The sequence below is a fragment of the Psychrobacter cibarius genome, from assembly GCF_904845955.1.
In the GTDB taxonomy this organism is placed as follows: Bacteria; Pseudomonadota; Gammaproteobacteria; order Pseudomonadales; family Moraxellaceae; genus Psychrobacter; species Psychrobacter cibarius_B.
On record NZ_CAJGYX010000006.1, the window covers coordinates 53,146 to 74,197 of the forward strand.

The 21,052-nt window shown below is 43.8% G+C and carries 21 protein-coding genes; 10 read left to right on the top strand and 11 right to left on the bottom strand.

The window, feature by feature from the left end; all coding sequences use genetic code 11:
* Positions 1-27 precede the first annotated feature (27 nt).
* The 4 genes from tatB (at position 28) to JMV76_RS11845 (ending at position 4,455) form a co-directional block, all read left to right on the top strand.
* Positions 28-723, top strand: a complete 696-nt coding sequence (tatB, locus tag JMV76_RS11830) for a Sec-independent protein translocase protein TatB (RefSeq protein ID WP_201502833.1) — start codon at positions 28-30, stop codon at positions 721-723.
* Positions 723-1,607, top strand: a complete 885-nt coding sequence (gene tatC, locus JMV76_RS11835) for a twin-arginine translocase subunit TatC (RefSeq protein WP_201502834.1) — start codon at positions 723-725, stop codon at positions 1,605-1,607. Before tatB ends, tatC begins: the two co-directional genes overlap by 1 nt.
* Positions 1,608-1,825: 218 nt before the next feature.
* Positions 1,826-3,325, top strand: coding sequence for a UvrD-helicase domain-containing protein (locus JMV76_RS11840; RefSeq protein WP_055125342.1), 1,500 nt, complete (start codon positions 1,826-1,828; stop codon positions 3,323-3,325).
* Between the two features lie 104 nt (positions 3,326-3,429).
* The gene (locus JMV76_RS11845; RefSeq protein ID WP_201502835.1) at positions 3,430-4,455 is read left to right on the top strand and encodes a tRNA dihydrouridine synthase; all 1,026 of its coding nucleotides are present in this window, start codon (positions 3,430-3,432) and stop codon (positions 4,453-4,455) included.
* Between the two features lie 42 nt (positions 4,456-4,497).
* Here the strand turns inward: JMV76_RS11845 and JMV76_RS11850 are convergent, their stop codons facing one another.
* Positions 4,498-4,923, bottom strand: a complete 426-nt coding sequence (locus JMV76_RS11850) for an MAPEG family protein (protein WP_201502836.1) — start codon at positions 4,921-4,923, stop codon at positions 4,498-4,500.
* A 14-nt stretch (positions 4,924-4,937) separates the two neighbouring features.
* On the bottom strand, positions 4,938-5,351 hold the full coding sequence (locus tag JMV76_RS11855) for an OsmC family protein (RefSeq protein WP_055125345.1): 414 nt from the start codon (positions 5,349-5,351) through the stop codon (positions 4,938-4,940).
* Positions 5,352-5,870: 519 nt separating this feature from the next.
* Between JMV76_RS11855 and JMV76_RS11860 the strand changes: the two genes are divergently transcribed.
* Entirely contained in the window at positions 5,871-6,392 is a 522-nt protein-coding gene (locus tag JMV76_RS11860) for an RNA pyrophosphohydrolase (RefSeq protein ID WP_045452438.1), read from the top strand.
* A 96-nt stretch (positions 6,393-6,488) separates the two neighbouring features.
* On the opposite strand, the gene JMV76_RS11865 is transcribed toward JMV76_RS11860, so the two are convergent.
* The 3 genes from JMV76_RS11865 to JMV76_RS11875 form a co-directional block, all read right to left on the bottom strand.
* Positions 6,489-7,583: an NAD(P)-dependent alcohol dehydrogenase gene (locus JMV76_RS11865; RefSeq protein ID WP_201502837.1), complete on the bottom strand. Its 1,095-nt coding sequence runs from the start codon at positions 7,581-7,583 to the stop codon at positions 6,489-6,491.
* Between the two features lie 248 nt (positions 7,584-7,831).
* Complete coding sequence (locus tag JMV76_RS11870; RefSeq protein WP_201502838.1) at positions 7,832-8,716, bottom strand: NRDE family protein; 885 nt, start codon at positions 8,714-8,716, stop codon at positions 7,832-7,834.
* 96 nt (positions 8,717-8,812) lie between these two features.
* Complete coding sequence (locus JMV76_RS11875) at positions 8,813-10,444, bottom strand: DUF4139 domain-containing protein (protein ID WP_227690356.1); 1,632 nt, start codon at positions 10,442-10,444, stop codon at positions 8,813-8,815.
* A 277-nt stretch (positions 10,445-10,721) separates the two neighbouring features.
* Between JMV76_RS11875 and lgt the strand changes: the two genes are divergently transcribed.
* The 4 genes from lgt to JMV76_RS11895 all read left to right on the top strand — a co-directional run bounded on the left by lgt (position 10,722) and on the right by JMV76_RS11895 (position 13,581).
* Positions 10,722-11,606, top strand: coding sequence for a prolipoprotein diacylglyceryl transferase (lgt, locus tag JMV76_RS11880; protein WP_087813630.1), 885 nt, complete (start codon positions 10,722-10,724; stop codon positions 11,604-11,606).
* Between the two features lie 74 nt (positions 11,607-11,680).
* Complete coding sequence (locus JMV76_RS11885; RefSeq protein WP_201502840.1) at positions 11,681-12,571, top strand: thymidylate synthase; 891 nt, start codon at positions 11,681-11,683, stop codon at positions 12,569-12,571.
* A gap of 75 nt (positions 12,572-12,646) precedes the next feature.
* The gene (locus tag JMV76_RS11890; RefSeq protein ID WP_201502841.1) at positions 12,647-13,216 is read left to right on the top strand and encodes a dihydrofolate reductase; all 570 of its coding nucleotides are present in this window, start codon (positions 12,647-12,649) and stop codon (positions 13,214-13,216) included.
* An 11-nt stretch (positions 13,217-13,227) separates the two neighbouring features.
* A complete protein-coding gene (locus tag JMV76_RS11895) occupies positions 13,228-13,581 on the top strand; it encodes an energy transducer TonB (RefSeq protein ID WP_201502842.1) in 354 nt (117 codons plus the stop codon).
* A 65-nt stretch (positions 13,582-13,646) separates the two neighbouring features.
* On the opposite strand, the gene uvrC is transcribed toward JMV76_RS11895, so the two are convergent.
* On the bottom strand, positions 13,647-15,491 hold the full coding sequence (gene uvrC / locus JMV76_RS11900; protein ID WP_201502843.1) for an excinuclease ABC subunit UvrC: 1,845 nt from the start codon (positions 15,489-15,491) through the stop codon (positions 13,647-13,649).
* Between the two features lie 142 nt (positions 15,492-15,633).
* Positions 15,634-17,160, bottom strand: a complete 1,527-nt coding sequence (locus JMV76_RS11905; protein WP_201502844.1) for a DUF3360 family protein — start codon at positions 17,158-17,160, stop codon at positions 15,634-15,636.
* A gap of 515 nt (positions 17,161-17,675) precedes the next feature.
* Between JMV76_RS11905 and JMV76_RS11910 the strand changes: the two genes are divergently transcribed.
* Positions 17,676-18,233, top strand: coding sequence for a DUF4442 domain-containing protein (locus tag JMV76_RS11910; protein ID WP_198330012.1), 558 nt, complete (start codon positions 17,676-17,678; stop codon positions 18,231-18,233).
* A 275-nt stretch (positions 18,234-18,508) separates the two neighbouring features.
* Here the strand turns inward: JMV76_RS11910 and rplS are convergent, their stop codons facing one another.
* The 4 genes from rplS to rpsP form a co-directional block, all read right to left on the bottom strand.
* Positions 18,509-18,901 (bottom strand): 50S ribosomal protein L19, encoded by a 393-nt coding sequence (gene rplS, locus JMV76_RS11915; protein WP_045445905.1) that lies wholly within the window; start codon positions 18,899-18,901, stop codon positions 18,509-18,511.
* Positions 18,902-19,083: 182 nt separating this feature from the next.
* Entirely contained in the window at positions 19,084-19,854 is a 771-nt protein-coding gene (gene trmD / locus JMV76_RS11920; RefSeq protein ID WP_087813637.1) for a tRNA (guanosine(37)-N1)-methyltransferase TrmD, read from the bottom strand.
* A gap of 87 nt (positions 19,855-19,941) precedes the next feature.
* Complete coding sequence (rimM, locus tag JMV76_RS11925) at positions 19,942-20,475, bottom strand: ribosome maturation factor RimM (protein WP_045445903.1); 534 nt, start codon at positions 20,473-20,475, stop codon at positions 19,942-19,944.
* Positions 20,476-20,661: 186 nt separating this feature from the next.
* Complete coding sequence (gene rpsP / locus JMV76_RS11930) at positions 20,662-20,931, bottom strand: 30S ribosomal protein S16 (RefSeq protein WP_045452431.1); 270 nt, start codon at positions 20,929-20,931, stop codon at positions 20,662-20,664.
* Between the last annotated feature and the right edge of the window lie 121 nt (positions 20,932-21,052).

The following is a 21,052-nucleotide window of genomic DNA, read 5'->3' on the forward strand; positions in this document are numbered from 1 at the left end:
CCTTTTAGACAATGACATCGGAACATTATGTTTGATATCGGCTTTTCTGAACTACTTCTCTTTGGTGTTATCGCCCTAATCGTCTTGGGCCCAGAAAAACTGCCACAGGCAGCGCGTACCGCTGGGCAGTGGTATGCCAAAATTCGCCGCACGGTATCCACCCTGCAATCTGAAATCGAAGCTGAACTTGATTTGGCAGAGACCCGCCAGCTTATGCAAAAAGAGCTGGCCAAAATTCGCCAGACTGAAGCAGATATGAGGCGCGAGATGGCGGAAATGCGCGGCAGTATGCAAGAGTTTGAATCCTCGCAAAACCAGCATTTAAAAGCATCGCGTGATCCAGGCAATGACAATACGCCTAGCCAAAGTAGTCAAGCCAGTAGTGAGAATGATGATAATCGACCAGTGCAGCCAAAAGCGTTTGACTACGCCTATGACAGTAATAGACAGGCTGAGAAACCAGAAAGCCCTGAGCAGTCATCGGCACAAGGCGATAATGATAGTCTAAAAACTGACTGTAGCGATAACGTCAATCCAGTGTCTCAAACCATCACAACTAGACCGTGGGAAAATATGTGGTTTCGTCTTGGAGCTTATGATAAAGCGCGTCGTTTGCCGCAACCGCCCTACTTACCAAATTATAAAGCCGATATCTTACTAAACAGCCATATAGACAGTCCTTTACCTAAACAGGCTTCTGTTCATGAGCAGGAGAGTCATTAGTGGGCTTATTTAAACGTAAAAAAAGCCGTCAAGAAAAAGTCGTGGATTCAGATATCGAGACCTCAACAGCTACCATAGATGGTAATGTCGACAGCAATACTGAGGACTCTGGCGATATCCTAAGCTCACTTGGCGATATGCCGATTACCGAGCATTTGATTGAACTGCGTCATCATTTGATTAAGATATGTGTTGCCGTACTGGTCATATTCTTGGCTTTGGTCGGATTTTCACGCGAGCTCTATGATTTTTTGTCCAACCCATTGGTTGCCCAGTTGCCTGCCAACTCAACGATGATCGCGACGGATATCACCTCTAACTTTATGGCACCGATACGCCTGACTGTTTTTGTCGCTGCATTCTTTGCAATGCCCTACATCTTGTATCAAATCTGGTCGTTTGTCGCTCCTGGTCTCTATAAAAAAGAGAAAAAAATCGCTATTCCCGTTTTAATGTCCTCTATATTTTTATTTTATGCGGGTGTGGCTTTCTCTTATTTTATTGTACTCAAAGGCGTTCTCAAATTCTTTATTATGTTCGCGCCGCAGAACGTATTGCCGATGACCGATATCGATAGTTATTTAAGTTTTGCACTCAAACTCTTTATGGTATTTGGTTTAACCTTTGAGATTCCAGTCGTCACCTTGCTATTGATATTGACGGGCGTCGTCTCCATTCAGAGCTTAGAAGATAAACGCCGTTATATTATTGTCGGCTGTTTCGCCGTTGCTGCGGTCGTGACACCGCCTGATGGGGTGTCGATGTTGATGCTCGCCATTCCGATGTGGTTGTTGTTTGAGCTAGGAGTATTTTTAGCGAAAGTATTAATTAAAGAAGAGCACAGTCCTACTTTAGCAAGCGATACAGGGTTAAATAAAGAATAACATCACTTGTCAGATACTTATTCCAAAAACAGCCAACGCGCTAATCTGTTACTATAACCTGCTTATTTCTACCTTTATTTTCTATGAGTTTTTGTATTATTGTCATATGCGCTTGCAAGCATTTTGCAAGTGCACATGATGAGTCAGCCATTGTCTATGCAGTGGCTTTTTTTACCCCCGTCATTTTTGATCCGTTTTACTCTTTTAGGTAATTTTTTATGTCCGCATCTATGCCAGCTTATATGAGCGATCCCACTGATGAGCAGCTGAGCGCGCTCAACATGGCGATGGATCACAAGTCATTTAAAGTGGTGGCTTATGCGGGTGCTGGTAAGACGACGACCTTAAAACTGATTGGAGAGCGTTTACGTGGACGCGGCTTATACTTAGCCTTTAACAAAACCATTGCTAATGATGCACGCTCAAAGTTTCCACCGCATGTGGAATGTCGCACCTTTCATTCGCTTGCTTATCGGCATGTCGCCCGTGATATCACTGCTAAGCTGTCGTTACCGCGTTTTTCACCCAAGCGTTTGGGTGATGATTTGGGTTTGCAGCCCGTCCAAGTACGTCGGCAAATGGATGGTATAAACAAATATATTACCCTCACTCCAGCCCGACTATCGCGATTCGTCAGTGATGCTGTCAGCAATTTTTGTAGTACCCATGCCAGTTATCCTGCACCTAGACATATATTGTTTCCCAGCTGGCTCGATGATTCAGATGCCGAGCAGTTGCGTGAAATGCTCTATCCAGCCGTCGAGCAGCGTTGGCTACAGTCGATTGATGCGCGCCATCCAGCTGGTATCGGGCATGATATTTATCTGAAACTTTGGGCACTGTCTAAACCCAGTATTCCCGCTGATTTTATTTTGTTTGATGAAGCTCAAGATGCCGATCCCTTGATGATGGGAATTTTAACCCAGCAGCCACGGCAAGTGATTTATGTGGGTGACGCTCATCAGCAAATTTATGAATGGCGCGGCGCAGTCAATGCGATGAAAAAACTGCCCTTACCACAAACCTTATTGACCCAGTCGTTTCGTTTTGGCGAACCGATTGCTGAGATTGCCAATACTTTGCTCAAAGCATTGCAAGAAGACGTCCCGTTAAAAGGCAATCCTAATAAGCAATCTTCTACTGATAAGGGTATGGTACATAGTAAAAAAGATGCCATCCTTTGCCGCACTAATGCCGCCGCAATGTCGCAATTATTGACTGGATTAAAATTGGGACACCGCGTGGCGCTACAAGCCGATACCGATCGTATGCTTAAATTTTGTCAGGCAGCCGAAAACTTGAAAAACGGTAAGTCGGCGTACGGTGTACCTGAACTGGCGTATTTTTATAATTGGGGTGATGTGCAAGAGTATTCTGAAACCAATGAAGGCAGTGATCTAAAAACACTGGTGAAACTCGTCGATGATCATGGCACCAATGTCCTGAGCCAAGCGGTCAATAGTCTCACCAGTATCGAAAATGCTGATTATGTTATCTCCACTGCCCATAAAGCGAAAGGGCTCGAATGGGGAAAGGTACAGCTGGACGATGATTTCTATTATGATGTGACCACCAATGCGGTCAAAATAAGCCCTGAAGAGTTGCGTTTGCTCTACGTCGCTTGCACACGTGCCCAGAGCAATTTGGACATCCATAATATTAAAGACTTGATATCGGGATTACAGACAGGCAAAAAAGTGATTTTTGGTAATACTTAATTTTCCTCAGTTAGTCACTCTCTGTATTTGCCACTCTAAACCTCTAGCCTACCTGTCTTTATGGCAATCCTTTAATAGTACCCTTTTAGCAGTGAACAACAAGCATGAATACTAATCAGCAACTTCAAATACGTCAAAATACCATCCGTCAGTTATTCGCCAATCCCGTCCGCCTGCTCGCTCCAATGGAAGGTTTGACCGATCCATTAATGCGGCAAATCCTCACGCAAATTGCCTCAGACTTGGGTCGCCCTTATGATTGGTCGGTTAGCGAATTTATCCGTGTGACTCAACACGTATTGCCTGCGCATGTATTTTATAAATACGTTCCAGAACTGCGTCAGGATGCTAAAACTGCCTCTGGCACGCCTATTCATGTCCAGTTGCTTGGTAGTGAAGCGCAACTCATGGCAGAAAATGCTGCTTATGCTGCCGCGCTTGGTGCACCAGCAATTGATATCAACTTTGGTTGCCCTGCCAAGACGGTCAATAGCCACCGTGGTGGTTCGGTATTATTGGATGAACCCGAAACCATGTATCAGATTATCAGCGCGGTGCGGCAAGCGGTTCCCGTTCATATTCCAGTCTCAGCTAAAATTCGTTTAGGTTATACCGATACCAGCCGCATGGATGATATCAAAGCTGCGATTAGCGACAGTGGTGCTGATTGGCTAACCATTCACGCACGAACCAAAACCCAAGGCTATAAACCACCAGCCTATTGGGACAAAATCCAAAGCTTTAACACGCTAGATATTCCAGTCATTGCCAACGGTGAAATATGGAATGCAGAACACGCGAAAAACTGTATGACTCAAGCTGGTACAGAGCATTTGATGTTGGGTCGCGGCGCGGTTACCCGTCCCGATTTGGTTGCTCGCGTGGATTGCGGTTCAGATGATGCCATGCTAAATGCAGCAACGTTGTCGTGGGAAGCGATGGTCACCCATCAGATAAGATTTTTGGAAGGCCAGGCTAAAACTGAAGTTATCTTGGTTGGTCGTTACAAGCAGTGGTTAGCAATGCTCATCAAAGGCTATAGCGAAGCAAAAGTTTTATGGGACAGTATTAAAAGAGAAAAAAATAAAGCAGCTATCATTAGTGCACTGCAAGCCAGTGTGCGCCAATAATAGCTGCTTTTATCTTAAAGCCAATCTGTCTAACGAATAAGATTAAATACTCACTCTAATCGCTAAATAGAATAACATCAAACAACAGGCAATCGATAACACCCAAAGTATGGAGCGAAACGTCGCCAAATTAGTAATATAAGCCACGCAAAAACCGATACGAATCAGCACGTACAACCAAGCCAGTATATTGATAATCGATTGTGGGACAAAGAACAGCATTGCCGTCAGTACTGCTGCCAAAAATATTGGCAACGTCTCATAGCTGTTTTGCTGGGCCGCGTTAGCACGTGCGGCCGCGCCCGTCGTACCTTGTAAAAAATCACGTGGATGGGCATTGTCAGCCAAATTAAAGCCGCCAATAGCTTTCGCTGTCAATGCCATGGCAAGCGGTAGTAAACTTGCTACGACCATCGCCCAAATGGCGGACGCTGCGGTATTAGAGACTAATTCCAGAAGTGCATTCATTATTATACTTGCCCCTACCCTGCAATCACTTCGAAATCATGGGTGACGTTCACCCCACCTTGTACCAACATTCTACTGGCTGAGCAATATTTTTCTGCAGACAGTTTTATGGCCTTCTCTACTTGGCTTTCTTTGACATCTTGACCTGTCACCACAAAATGCATGTGAATGTCAGTATAGACAGCTGGTACAGTTTCAGCACGCTGAGCGGTCAACTCGCAACGTACGTCTGTCACCTCTTGGCGCGATTTTTGTAAAATCGCTACCACATCGTAGCTAGCACAACCACCAAGCCCCAATAGAATCAGCTCCATCGGACTTGCGCCTTTTTCTTTATCGGCATCGATCTGTACATTATGCCCTGATGGTGACACACCCATAAATGCTTTGTTTTCTTGCCACGTTACACTTGCTTTTGACTCTGACATCTTGACCATTCCTTATTTTAATTAGCTCGTTGCCCGATTTTTATTTTCTGACAATATGTTTTACTTAGCTAGTGTAGCATAAGCCAATGGCACATTTTATTGAGCCCTTATCATCCAAAATCATTATTATTATAAATAGCTCACCTATTTGTCTTTTGCAGCCTTATTTTTAATTAAACCTTTTTACTAAAATCTTCTTAGCAGTGAATTAACATTCATATAGCGCCTACTGCTTATTATTCAAACCTATCCTCTTATTGTTAGAACCTATCTTTGTAGTAAGATTCCCAAAAAAACATTACAAAAGTTTAATTATAACTGGTTGATTTTAAACAGTTAAGCTCGTGAAACATTTTATAGCAAAATACTGTTACACATTTTGCTTGTTTCTTGGTTTAATAACGGTAATGAATCTTATTTTGACCTAATATCGACAACCATCACCTTATAATAATTATGATTGCTGTCACGGTTCTAGCTCAAAATAGGCTATTTTAAATAAATTAAAAAGGTTTAATCATGATAGATGCAGACGGCTTTCGCGCCAATGTCGGCATCATCTTGGCAAATACACAAGGGCAGGTTCTGTGGGCAAAACGTATTGGTCACAACGCTTGGCAGTTCCCACAAGGCGGTATCGACCGTGGGGAGACGCCGATGGATGCGATGTATCGCGAGCTCTGGGAAGAGGTCGGCCTGCATCCGCGTCATGTAGACTTATTGGCAGTGACGCAAGATTGGTTGCGTTATCGTCTGCCAAAACGCTATGTGCGGCATGGACAGCACCCTTTATGTATTGGGCAAAAACAGAAATGGTTTTTGCTACGCTTAGATGAGACGAACACTCAACATATCCGCTTTGATGAGGGCAAACCAGAATTTGATCATTGGCAATGGGTCAGTTACTGGTATCCACTTGGACAAGTAATTCATTTTAAACGAGGCGTTTATCGCCGTGCCTTGCAAGAGCTAGTGCCTGAGCTACCTCTAAGACAAGAGCTGATTATTCCTGAACAAGACAATCACTTGTTGATAGGATGAACTGACATTTTGATTAAAAGTAACACGTAATAGAAGAGCCTGTATCCTTTAGATGCAGGCTTTTCTATTATATAGCGATTATATCTTGCGGAATAATTATGGCTTGATAGCAATTTTTAGTACGCCGTCACGCTGATGCATGAACAAGTCATAGGCCTCTACAATATCATCCAAGGCATAGGTATGCGTCACCATCTCTGATAAATCTACTCGACCCGACTCGATGACATTCATCAATCGGCGCATACGCTCTTTACCTCCTGGGCAGAGAGCCGTTCTTATCGTATGATCGCCAAGACCAGAGGCGAAATGAGCCATTGGAATGACTAAATCTTCAGAATACACACCCAAACTTGAGAGTGTACCGCCTGGTTTTAATATTTTGAGACATTGCTCAAACGTAGACTGTAAACCTAACCCCTCGATACTGCTATCCACCCCACGACCACCAGTGATTTTCATGATCTCATCAACCACGTCAACTTCTGTAAAGTTTAGAGTAATATCTGCTCCCAGTTTCTTTGCCATGGCCAAACGTTCATTATTGCCATCGACAGCGATAATCAGTGACGCGCCTTTAATCCTTGCTCCAGCAGTAGCGCATAAACCGATAGGGCCTTGTGCAAATATAGCAACCACATCACCAATCTGAATATTGGCGTTTTCTGCGCCTTTGAAGCCTGTCGACATAATGTCAGGGCACATCAGCACTTGCTCATCCGTCAGTCCATCTGGCACTGGACATAGATTGGCCTGCGCATCTGGCACTAGCACATACTCTGCTTGCGTACCGTCAATGTGATTACCAAAACGCCAGCCGCCTGTGGCTTTATAACCGTGACAAGAACATCTACCATCTGCATCAAGATAGCCACCGTCTTGTGAAGGGAAACCATCTTGACTGGCATAGGAGGTAAACGTTGGGCAAATGGCGCCAGCAATGACTCGCTGCCCTTCTTCATAGCCCATGACTGCGCTACCAAGCTTTTCAATGATACCTACTGGCTCGTGACCAATGGTTAAGCCTTTTGCAACGGCATACTCACCTTTAAAGATATGGATGTCAGTACCACAAATGGTCGTGGTCGTAATTTTTATCAAGGCATCATTAGGGCCTACATCAGGGATTTTTTTATCTACAATTTCAATTTTGCCTGGTTCAATAAATATCAGTGACTTCATCATGCTCATTTCACACTCCTTGTTTTATAAACATTTACTCAACTGGTATGAACTTTAGTGACATCTATATTTATCTTACGCCATATAAATAGTAATTTAAAGTGAAATCCATTCTTTAATAAAGGGATTGGTGATTTTCTCTTGTTCGATATTAAAACTGTAGTATCAAACTTCTCATGAAAATTGTACGTGAGCCTCATTAAGAGTAGATGAAAAAGCTAATAGATTAAAAAACTAATAGATTAAAAGCCTATAGGCTACTTATGACTATCATGCCGACATTCTTTATAACTATCATGCCGACACTCTCGGCTTACTAATCTAGCAATCTCATCCACTGCGGAAGCTGCCAACTGAGAATGACATTTCAGGGTTAAAATGCTTTGGGTACGTGTCGCATAAGTGGGCAAATTATTTTGCGTATGATTAAAAGCAACAGGCTCTATATAAATAGAAGACAGAATCTGCTCAATCTCAACAGCCACTCCAGTCTCCGGCAGCTTATCCACTGGGGCTTGCGTATTGTCAGACAATACCGCAAAGGCAGCTTCTTGCCAATACTCAGGTTCACTATTCTCAGCAATTAGTGGCAATACTTCTTGGCGCAGCCTGCCTCGCAGCTTTTCAGTTTTAAACCAGCTGTCCTCAGGCTGACCATTGGAAATGACATGCAGTCCTGCATATAGTGGAATAGGAGCATGACCACGATTATTGACAATAACGGCTTGTGTCATATCACCAATAATGAGATTGAACCCAGCATAGTTTTGCAAACTAATCTGCCGTGCAAACTCCATCGGGCTGATATCACTGGTTAAGAAATCCGTGACTAGCGCCCCGCGTGAGCACTCATCAGAGCTTGCCTGCACGCCATCGCGAAAATTCAATACCGCAGCCCAACGTCCGTTTTGCTGATAATACTCTTGAGGCGCTTGATGACCGTCCTGATGATTGGCTTGATGGGGCTGTTGATGAATACCCAGCCAAGTACCGCCACTTTGTACATCGCGTCCTGCAAAAATAGGCTTATCTTCCCATTGATGTAGCAGCTCTGTCGGACGCTGCAAAAATTCATCGCGATTGGACAATAACACCAAAGGCAGCTCATCAAAGAGTTGCCAAGCAATGGCGACAATACACATAAGACTCCTAATTTTACTAAAAATATACTTAATAACATGTCATTGCTTAGCGAACAGCCAAGCTTGATTTAAGTGTGAACTTAGTTCACTGACAAATTAGTTTACTGATAAGTTTTTGCTAGCAGGATAACTAATCTGAGAGGTCGACTGGATGACTTTCGATTGTTTGCTTGGTAAATCAAACTCCCACGCAACCATGCCTTTATTGTCATTCCAGTCACGCTCAGTCACTGGCGATGTATGAGTGACGGTTACTTTAAGACTATCGTCGCGACTAACTGGCTCACTGCCCAATACTTGTAAATGCATAGATCGGTTGTGCTGATTGGTAAATTGATAAGCTTGTGTTTTAGTCAAGGTTTGCGTGCGATTAAATGCGCCTTTATCACCCTGCTTATCTTCATCAGCTATCTGCTTTACGATAGTATTAGGGTCAATACCAAAACCGATACCTTGCTCTTTGAGCGCTTGATAATTATAGCGCGCCTGCCCGACATAATTATCATCACGGTATAGCTGTAGCGAACCATCTACCCAAGCTGGTGTCAAGAAAGGTGCGGATGCATACCAATAGCCAGCTGCCTCCACGCTCGGCGTACTACGAATCCATAGCTTGCTACTGCCCGACTGCTCATCAATGACCGTCCGTACGCGCCTGCCATCGCTTGGAATACTAATACGCTGGGGCAAGCGGTATTCGGTAATGCCGTTTTTATTCTGACTGCTAACGGTAAAGCTTGGCAGCGGCGCCATGTTAGGTGTCGAGGCACCGCCATAGCTGTCTCTTGCAGATACCACAACAGGCATGTTTTCCGCCATAGGTGGTACAGATATAGTCCGATTTTCTCTATCTTCCTCATATAAAGAAAAACGCTCAACTCGTGGCAATTGGCTGGTCGTGTTTTGATTGGGATTGACAGAGCTTAGCATCAAAGGGACATTGAGCCAGTTTTCTCCTGTCTGCTGGGCAATAACCGCAGAGGCAATGATATTTAATTGCTTGGTTTCAGTATTCAGCCTTGCTTGATACGTTGGCTCCCAACCCGCGCCGCGTACTTGATAGTGCAGTTTCACACTGCTTGGTACTCGACTGGCAGTACGTACACTCACTTGAGTCACACTATTTTGAGTGGAAGTCGCGCTGCCCGCCATTAGTTGGTTGAGCGCATCTTGTGCACGGGCTTGGCGCTGCTGAATTTCTAGTATGCGTTTATTGATACTGACCGCTTGGGTTTCCAGATCGCGCGCATTATTGGCAAGCGTGCCATCTGTACTGATTTGCGTGACCTTGGTTAAATTCTGCAAGTAAGCTTTAGCTAAGCGTGCCGCTTCTAACTCAGCATTGATAACTGCCAAATTATCTTGCTGTGTCTGCACTCTCGCCTCACCTTGATACTGACACTGCGCTGCTTGCTCATCGCTTAAAGTCTCGATACTGACTTCACCAATATTGATGCCATTTGCTGCTTGTACGCTCACACTGTCTTTATCGATATAAGGTGACAAACAAGAAAAAACCAGTGTCTGCTCACCGCTACCATTGATTGGTAACGCACGAGTCACGCTCGCTAAGCCCTGATAAATGGTCACTTGCTCAATACTACTGTTCGCTGCCTGAGCAGGAGTCAAAGCTAAAGCCGCTAAGCTAAATAAACCCAGTGGCGTCAACTGTTTTTTAGAGGGTAAAAAATTAGGTAGTATTGCTACTTTTGATAACTTAGCTTGCATAATCATTCCTTAAAAATACGGTTAATCCATTAATACGGTGCATTAGCGCAAGCGCGCAGTATCTAACGCTTCATTAAATATAATGATGCAATATTTATGATGGCATTTATTTTCAGCAGCTTTTTTATATCTTAGCGGTTTTCTGGCTTTCTTTCCAGATGTTACCCGTAGCAGATAAGTTGTTACCATGAGATGAGCCTCACCGTAATTTGGTATGCCTCACTGGCTATTTTTGCTATTATGAGCAGCATTCTATTACCAAATTTATGATGCCCTTATGATGATACATCCTCAGTACGATCCTGTAGCGCTGTCTTTGGGTCCAGTAGAAGTGCACTGGTATGGCCTAATGTATTTGTTGGCATTTGCCGCCGCCTTTGGTCTGGCTTGGTATCGCAGCACCAAACGTGACAATTGGAACACTGACATGGTGTCCGACTTGGTATTTTTTGGCGCACTTGGCGTCATTTTGGGCGGTCGTGTCGGCTATGTATTGTTTTATCAATTCGGTGAATTTTTACAAAATCCCGCTTACCTTTTCAAAGTCTGGGAAGGCGGCATGTCTTTCCATGGCGGCATGATTGGTGTCTTACTGGGCATGTTATATTTTGCCCGTAAGTATAAAAAGACCCCGTTTCAGGTGCTGGACTTTATCGTTCCTTGTGTGCCAACGGGCTTGTTATTTGGTCGTATTGGCAATTACATCAATGGCGAGCTATGGGGCCGTGTCTCTAACGGTGGCTACAACTGGCTTACCTACTTCCCGCAAGCAGCTGCTACTGATATGCAGCAATTGCAAACCAACCCTGAGCTACAAGAGTTGATGCTTGAAGTAAATGGGCAGTATTTGCTACCTCGTCATCCCTCACAGCTGTATGAAGCACTTGCCGAAGGGTTATTATTATTCCTATTCCTATGGTGGTATTCATCAAAACCGCGCCCACGTATGGCAGCATCGGCAGTATTTTTATTGGGCTATGGCATCAGCCGCTTCATCATTGAGTTTTTCCGCCAACCAGATGCGGACCAAGGATTTGTATTACTAGGTTGGATGACCAAAGGGCAGATACTCAGCGCTCCCATGATTATTATTGGTTTCATTATGCTGGTATACGCTTACAAACGCGGTATCTATGACTGGGGTAAGCAGTCGGCTTATTAAGCACTAATTCACATCAAGTAGCCTGTTAAAAAACAATACAACTATGCGTTTTAATAGCGTAGAAGAGCAATCTTATGACCATGAGTAACTCCATTATTAGTAACAACAAGCAGAGTAAAAATGAGCAAGTCTATCTAGATTTGCTGCGTCTTGTCCTCACTGAAGGCACTGAAAAAGGCGATCGTACTGGCACTGGTACGCTGAGCCACTTTGGCGCGCAGCTCCGTTTTAATTTAGCCGACGGTTTTCCATTATTAACCACTAAAAAAGTCCACTTTAAATCTATCGTCTATGAGCTATTTTGGTTTTTAAGTGGCAGTACGCATGTTGATTATCTACAAGCCAATGGCGTACGTATTTGGAATGAGTGGTCAACGGCTGAACAGACAGCGCGCTTTAACCGCCCTGCTGGTGATTTAGGCCCTGTCTATGGTCATCAGTGGCGCAATTATGGCGCAAGCCAGCGTGAAGATGGGAGCTACAATAACGATGGTGTCGATCAAATCACCCAAGTCATTGAGCAAATAAGAACCAATCCCAATTCAAGACGTTTGATTGTGTCTGGTTGGAATCCCGGTGAAGCAGATCAAGTTGCGCTGCCGCCTTGTCATACGCTATTTCAGTTCTTTGTGGCGGATAATAAACTGTCATGCCAGCTCTATCAGCGTTCAGCAGATTTATTTTTAGGTGTGCCATTTAATATTGCCAGTTATGCCTTGCTGACCCATATGGTCGCGCAAGTATGCGGATTAGAAGTGGGCGAATTTATCTGGACGGGTGGCGATTGTCATATTTATCAAAACCATCGCGAGCAAGTTGAATTACAGTTGACGCGTGAGCTTTATAAGCTGCCAACGCTGACGCTTAACCCTGATGTGAAAGATATCTTTGCATTTAACTATGATGATATTAGGGTTGATGGTTACGAGTCGCATCCTGCGATTAAGGCAAAGGTTGCGGTCTAGCCTTTGTCTGATTGAAAGTTTTAAATAAATGCAGCACTTTAAGTAGCATGTTAAAGACAATAAAAAGGATACGTTATGAGTTATGCCCACACCGAAGTTGCCCAAATTGCAGCTATCAGTAGCAACCGCTGTATCGGCAAAGATAATGAGCTGCCGTGGCATATCTCAGCAGATTTGCAGCATTTTAAAAGCATGACGACCAAACAAAATGATGGTGCGATCCAAGGTATCGTCATTATGGGTCGTAAGACATTTGAATCCATGGGCAGCAAGCCTTTGCCAAAACGCGTGAGCTTCATCATCAGCAGCCAGCTAGATTATGCCGAACAAAAAGGTTTGGTCGGTAAAAGCAATGCTTACGTGGTGCATAATTTAGATGATGCATTAACGCAAGCGGCAAGTCTGGCACATGGTGCGCATCTGGATACTATTTGGGTAATTGGTGGCGAGCGCGTTTTTAGCGATGCGTTGATGTATACCGATCGCATTGAGCTGACCCACGTCGATACTGAGATTACGGATGGCGACGCTTTTTATCCTGAATTGCCAAATGAGTTTGAAGTGGCCGAAGAATCTGAGAAAATGCATGATGAAAAAAGTGCACTAGATTTTAAATTTGTGACTTATAAAATAAAAGCAGACTAGGTCAGCTGGTTATGAAACTACTACCCTTTATCTTTACTGGCATATTACTATCGGGCTGTCAGAGTCTAGCGATAAGAGAGCCTGTTATTAAGCCTGCTGAAATATTGCGTCAACCTCAGTTCACAGTTCCACACAGAGCAGCTAGACGTTTGAAAGCTGGTGAGGAATATGAAGTTGTCCTGAGCATGTTGATTGATAAATCTGGTCAAATTAGTTCCATTTCTGTTACTGAGTCATCAGGCGTCGTGTCATTAGACCGAAGTGCTCTACGTGATGCTAGAAAAATGATATTCAAAGCCGGTACTAAGGATAATGAGGTTATTACAACAAAAGTTACTGTACCCATTACCTATGTAATACATTAGAAACTGTTTACCCTACTACTAAAAATTTAGACAGACAGATAGATAGGTAGGTAGAATGTAAACGCCTACTCGTGCAATACTTTATAAACCGTTTTTGCAAGTACTGGCCCAATACCTTGCACGCCTGCCAATTCTTGCTGCGATGCACCGAGCAATTGTTGCAATCCGCCAAAATGATTGAGTAAATCACGGCGGCGCTTTTCACCCAGCCCCGGAATCACCTCTAATACTGACGATGAACGGCGCTTATCACGCTTCTTACGATGCGCCGTAATCGCAAAACGATGTGCCTCATCGCGAATATGCATCAGTAAATGCAGCGCCTTGCTATCCATCGGTAAATCTAACGGCTCATGATCGATAAAATGCAGCACTTCAAGCCCAGCCTTACGTCCTTCGCCTTTTGCCACGCTAATCAGCAAAGTATCACCAAGAATACCCAGCTCGGTTAGCACTTCTTTGGCGATGCCAAGCTGCCCTTTACCACCATCAATCAGCAACAAATCAGGCAATGGCTGCTTTTTATAGCGCCGTGTCAGCACTTGTTTCATTGCGGCATAGTCATCACCACCGACAATGTCATGAATCGCATATTGACGATAATCACGGCGACGCGAGCCACCTTGGTCAAAGACTACGCAGCTACCAATGGTCGCCTCGCCCATCGTATGGGAGATATCAAAACACTCTATGCGATCAACGGTTCTATCAGTGACGTCCGCTAAGACATCTTTTAAGGCACCAAAGCGCGCATGCAGCTCTAAATAGTCGCCCAGCTTGGTTTTTAGCGCATTATTGGTATTGAGTTTGGCTAAATCTAACCATTCGGCACGGTGCTCACGAACACTGGTTTTGATCACGACTTTACTGCCAAAATGGCTCGCTAGCGCTTCACTGACCGCCACTTGATCCGGTAATTCATGACTCAACATGATTTCGGGTGGCAAGTCATCCGTCACCTGAAAATAAAATGAAGTAATAAATGCCGATAAATTATCAGCAAGTGGCTCGCTGCTATCAACATCAGGGAAGTAATTCTTACCGCCAAGCACACGCCCGCCACGTACGGTCAAGACGTTGACACAAGTCATCCCTGCTTGACTGGCAATAGCAATCACATCCGCCTCGCCTTGCACAGTATAAACAGCTTGCTTGGCTTGTACTTCGCGCAGCATAGACAGCTGGTCGCGATAAAACACTGCCTTTTCAAAGTCTAATTCTTCAGCAGAAGCTTCCATTTTTTCAATCAAAGCGCTATGAATATCGCTAGAGTCGCCTTTTAGGAAACGAATAGTATTATTGACGTCTTCCATATATTCTTCAGGCGATACCAAGCCCACGCAAGGCGCACGGCAGCGCTTAATCTGATACTCAAGACAAGGACGCTTACGTTGCTTAAAAGAAGTGTTGGTACATTGGCGCATTTGAAACATTTTCTGCATCAGTACCAGTGTCTCTTTGGCAGCATGAGCAGAGGGGAAAGGACCGAAAAAGCGACCTTTTTGGTGATTGCCTTTACCGCGACCATAAGCCAATCGCGGGTAAGGCTTATCTGCTGAAATAAACACATAGAGATAGGATTTGTCATCGCGCAACAGTACGTTATAAGGCGGACGATATTCTTTAATCAAGTTTTGCTCGAGCAATAACGCTTCGGTCTCACTACGGGTAATAATGGTTTCAATATTATGTATCCGTGCCACTAGCGCCCGTGTTTTTGGATGGTCAATGGTTTTAGCAAAGTAGCTGTTCACACGGCTCTTGAGTGACTTGGCTTTACCGACATATAAGATATCGCCATTTTTACCCAGCATCTTATAGACCCCTGGCAAATTTGGCAGGCGCTGAATTAAATGCTTAAGACGGGCTTTCTTGTCATCGATGGGACTCGATTCTGAGACATTGACCATAGAATTTATTGCTCTTAAAAGTCTTATAATACTGCTAGTTATGGGGCGGGAGTCATTGTTTTACAAGCCAATTATTATCATAGCATCACCCATAAAAAAGCCAACACTAAGGCTGACTTTTTCGTGGATAAGTAAGATGTTATTAATGACGAAAGTTAGCCATCAATGCCGGAATACCCGGTAGCATACCAACGATAGCCATCACGCCAGTCAATACCACAAACATAATACCCGGTATGATCCAGCGGCTCATTTTAGTCAAATTGGCGCTACGTTCTTTAGAGCCAATCAAGCCTAAGTTATCGAGCAACAACGTGAGTGACCAACCAAAGGCAGGATTTACAAGCGCTGAAGCAAACACCACAATCGCAGCAGACTGAGTGGTTTTACCTTCACGAGTCATTTCCATACCAGCTTCAAGCAGTGGAATAAACACACCAACGATTAAGGCCACACACATCACTGGCTGCCAAATAGCCAAATCCATTGGATAGCCCCAAACCCCTGCGATAATACAAAACAATGCCGTCAATAAGGCACCAGCAGGAATCGGACGTTTGGCAATCGCTGCTGGGACAATATACGTGCCCCACGATGAAGCAAAGTTAGCACCGCCCAATACAGAGCCGACGACCTGACGAAACGATGCACTAGTCATTGTGTCATCAATATCCATGAGCACTTTTTCAGTACGTTTAGGATAGCTGATTTTTTGAAAAACCTGATGACCCAAGAAATCTGGTGACCACATCGCAACCGCCAAAATAGCAAATGGCAGTACGACAATAAAGCTTTCAACCGTCGGCAATCCTAGCATCCAACCGGTATTTTCACCCCACCAATACATCGGGTTCATATTCGGCAAGCCTGGTGCGGTTTTAAACTCAAAAGGAGCGCCCAATGCAAATGCAAGTCCGCCACCTAGTACACAGCTTAGCGGTACCGCAAGCCAGCGTTTTTGCCAGTGCTCAAGTAATGCATATAGCAGGATAGTTGCCAAAATAATAAAAAAGGCAATATGCGACATGCCAATACCTTCTGCCCAAGCAAAGAGGTTTTTGACCTGTGAGGTCGTACCGATAAACCCTAAGTAAATCAAGAGGCCACCGCACACACCTTTACTGGTCAGATTTGCCAGCAGACTGCCTCCTTTACTGATTGCCAATAGCAAGCCGAAGGCACCGATGAGCAGACCAAACGCCATTGGATGGCCACCAGCGGCTACAACAATAGGAATAAGGGGAATAAGGGGGCCGTGAGTACCTGCAAGGTTGGCTGTCGGGAGTAAAAATCCTGAAAATAAGATGATAAAGAATGAAACGATTAATAGCTCATAACGAACGTTTTCTAAAACAAACGCATCGCCCAAACCAAGTGGACCTGCAAATGTTGCAGCAATCGCACCCACCATAACCACTTTACCAATCGTCGCCGCCATTGCAGGAATAGTATCTTCATACTCAAAGCGATAATCACGAAACGGCAAATTGGGACGCCAGCGTTTGGGCTGCATGATTTGCAATTCATGATTGAGATAATCATCACGACTCTCAAAACTCGAACTTGGTTTGTGCAAATCGACATAACTACCTGATAACTCTGTGTCGTAATCGGATGGGTTTGACTTCTGCTGATTAGACCCTGAAGAAGGGATCTGAGAGTTACTCATCACATTTCCTTGTGTCGTCTGAGGCTTAATTTAACTGATAATTTGATAGTGACATTTAATGTGACTAAAGCGTCCATTAAAAATTGCAAGCCATTGTATGACATGAGAACTCGAAATGCGAACTTAGAACCACTCAAAAAGTCGATACACTATTATAATCTATAAATTAAAGTTTCTATTTAATGCAAAATTGAACTTAATAGAAAACCATGAGGAAAAAACACACTTAATATAAACTTTAAATTAGAATAAATGACCTTTTTCTTAATAATTATCTGTATCTAGATATTTGTTATCACATAACTAAATATTAAAGATAGTTATAATAAATAGTTTATTATAACTTTTAAGTAACCATAGAAAATTCATGTCAGTTACGCTTTAAGCCTAGCGGTTTTGATATTTTTTACTTATGATAAATGCCCTTTCGTGACTGCTCTTTGATAGAAGTACACTAAAAAATTTGACTCAAACGGTATCACTAAAAAATATAAAAGAAGCAATAGGACGAATTTATGAGTTTGCTACCTACCAATTTTGAGACGCTAAAACGCAGAGCCAAACAAAGTATCATGCCGTTATTGACACCCCACCTACTGAAGCTGCGTATCAACACTTATGCACCGTACGTAGGCGCTGGTATCAGAATCGATCACCTCAATCTCGATCAAGGTTTGTGTGTGGTAAGTATGGGGCTGAATACGCTGAACAAAAACATCGTGGGCACTCAGTTTGGCGGCAGCCTGTATTCGATGGTAGATCCATTCTATATGATAATGCTGATGCACCAACTGGGCAGCAGTTACGTGGTCTGGGACAAAAGCTCACATATTGAGTTTATTGCCCCTGGTAATAGCAAAGTCACTGCGCGCCTAAAAATTCCTAGCAATGAAATCACCACGATTCAGGAATTAGCAAAAGACGGCGAGCCAGTATTTCGGGAATACCAAGCAGATATCGTCGATGATCAACAAAAAATTATCGCTACCGTCACTAAGACGCTCTATATACGCTTGCGTAAGTACAGCAAATCTAAAGACCAAAATAGCCGTATCGAAAATCTCGATGGTTAGAACTTTAAAGGCAATTTTTAAAACGTTTCTCTAGATTTGTGATTTAAAGCATATTAATTAAAGCGCATTAATTAAAACAACAGAAACAAAAACCCCAATCTGGCAGTCGCACAGATTGGGGTTTTGTCTTTTTTGGTACTACCCGCTTATTTATATGATAAACCTATGAATAAGGGCTTGTATCTGGTTTTTCGCTATTGCCGAATCGCATAATAGACAGTTCAGCAATAAAGCGATATTAAGCACAATGCTTAAAAGCAGATACTGGATATAATCTAAGCGTTAGCTTTTGGCTTAACAGCTTTAGGTGCACGCGGAGCAAGCTTCTCGCGGATACGTGCTGATTTACCAGAGCGCTCACGTAAGTAGTATAGTTTCGCACGGCGAACAGCGCCACGGCGTTTCACTTCGATGCTATCGATGATTGGTGAATGCAATTGGAATGCACGCTCAACGCCAACACCGCTTGAGATTTTACGTACGGTAAACGCTGAGTTTAAACCGCGGTTACGTTTAGCAATTACAACGCCTTCAAAAGCCTGTAAACGCTCACGCTCACCTTCACGTACTTTTACTTGAACCACAACGGTATCGCCGGGTGCAAAGCTTGGGCGCTCAATCAATTGAGCATTTTCGATGACCTGAACCAATGGATGCTTGTTGCTCATGAGAGTTATCTCCTCACATTAGATAATAGAGGCTTGACGCATATCACCTGTTTGTAATAATGGATCGTATCTTTTTAATGAGACACAACGTAAGTGGGTTATGACAAACGGCCATTATGCTATGACTCGTTTTGTTGTTGCTCAAAATTCTGTTGCTTAACTGTTTATCTTTTTAGCCGCTATCAACGCTGTTTTTTATCTGCTTTTGCCAATGCTTTTAGCCACTTTGCTTGCTCTACCGTTGGCGTAAACGCTTGCCATAAGTCTGGACGACGCGCTTGCGTACGTTCGACCTGTTGGCTAAAGCGCCACTTAGCGATATTGGCATGATGTCCTGAAAGCAATACTTCAGGGACGGCCATACCAGCAAACTCATGCGGCTTAGTATAATGTGGACAATCAAGCAAGCCATCGACAAACGAGTCTTGCTCAGCTGACTTATCATCACCCATAATATCAGGCAGACGACGTATCACACTATCCATTAGCACCATTGCTGGTAGCTCACCACCGGTAAGTACGTAATCACCAAGCGATATTTCCATGTCAACATATTGCGACAGTAGGCGCTCATCAATACCTTCGTAACGACCACATAATATAATCATGCCGTCATACTCAGTCATATCGACCACACTACTCTCACTCAGCGTCTGTCCTTGTGGCGACATATATATCACCGGACAGTGCGCTTTGTCGACACGGCAGCCATGCTGACTTGCTCGCAGGCGCGCATCCTCAATCGCTTGGGATAATGGCTCAGCCATCATCACCATGCCAGGACCGCCACCATACGGACGTTCATCAATACGGCGATAATTATCACTGGTAAAATCACGCGGATTAATGCATTCAATCGTCACTTGTTTCTGAGTGACTGCCCGACCCGTGATTCCAAACTCACGAATCGTGGCAAACATCTCAGGGAAAATACTAATAACGGCAAAATACATTAGGTATCTACTTGCGCAGTGGCTAATATTGGCTAAATAAATCGGTGTTATTACTGATAAAGCTTAACCGCAAAGTTAAAATTATTATCAATAATCACTCGGCCATGCCACCAGCACTGTTTTTTCAGTCAAACTGACCTGTACTACAGTTTGCTTGTGCCATGGAATCAGGCGCTCATCGGCATCTAAGCTGTCTGAGTTTGCCGCAACCCGCATAATAGCGTGAGCGCCAGTCTCAAACATCTCAGTAATGTCGCCTAGATACTCATCCTGCTCATTTACAACGCGCAGGCTGACCAAATCCGACCAGTAATATTCATCTTCAGCGGGTTCTGGCAAAATGTCTTGCTCGACCCAAAGAGTTACCCCGTTCATAGTCTCAGCAACATTGCGATCAGGAATCTGCTCAAACTGAGCCACAATTCCTGTGCCTTGCTCACGCCAAGCCTTAACGGTTAAAGGTTTCATGCCGGTAGCGGTTTTCATCCACCAAGGTTTAATGTCAAATATCGCCGTACGATCATCTGTCTCGCTAAATACCCAAAGCCAACCTTTGATGCCATAAGGCTTTTTGAGCTGACCAATTTTCATAAGGGCACTAGCGTTTGGAGCAGAAGACATAACGGCTAACCTAACAATGATGAACACAGCGAAGATAAATAAAAAGCAATTAAAAACGATAAACGCAGTTAAAAGCGATAAACAGTTAATGGCGTACCTAGTTAGACCAGTTACGCTATGTTTTTTTACTAAAGTCTATCGAGACTGCTTATAGACATGCTATCAGCGTCTCAGTGACCACAGAACTTAAGCAGTTGCTTCAGTTTGCGCGACAGACTTGTTGAAAGCTTTTACCAATGAAGCAACGCGATCTGAAGGTTGTGCACCTTTTGCGATCCACGCATTGTACGCTTCCATATTTAGGCGTACTGCTTCTTCAGACTCTTTAGCGAGTGGGTTAAAAAAGCCGATATTTTCAATATAGCGACCGTCACGCGCGCGGCGTTGATCAGCAACAACTACTTGATAAAATGGGCGTTTCTTGGCACCGCCCCGTGCTAAACGAATAACAACCATGTGAATTCTCTCTTTCGCAGGTATACCAAAAAGGGCATAATTATATCACAGTCTTGATTTATTGAAAACATAAACTGCGCTTATTTAATTATTTATTAACAATAGCTTAAATGCCCATCGA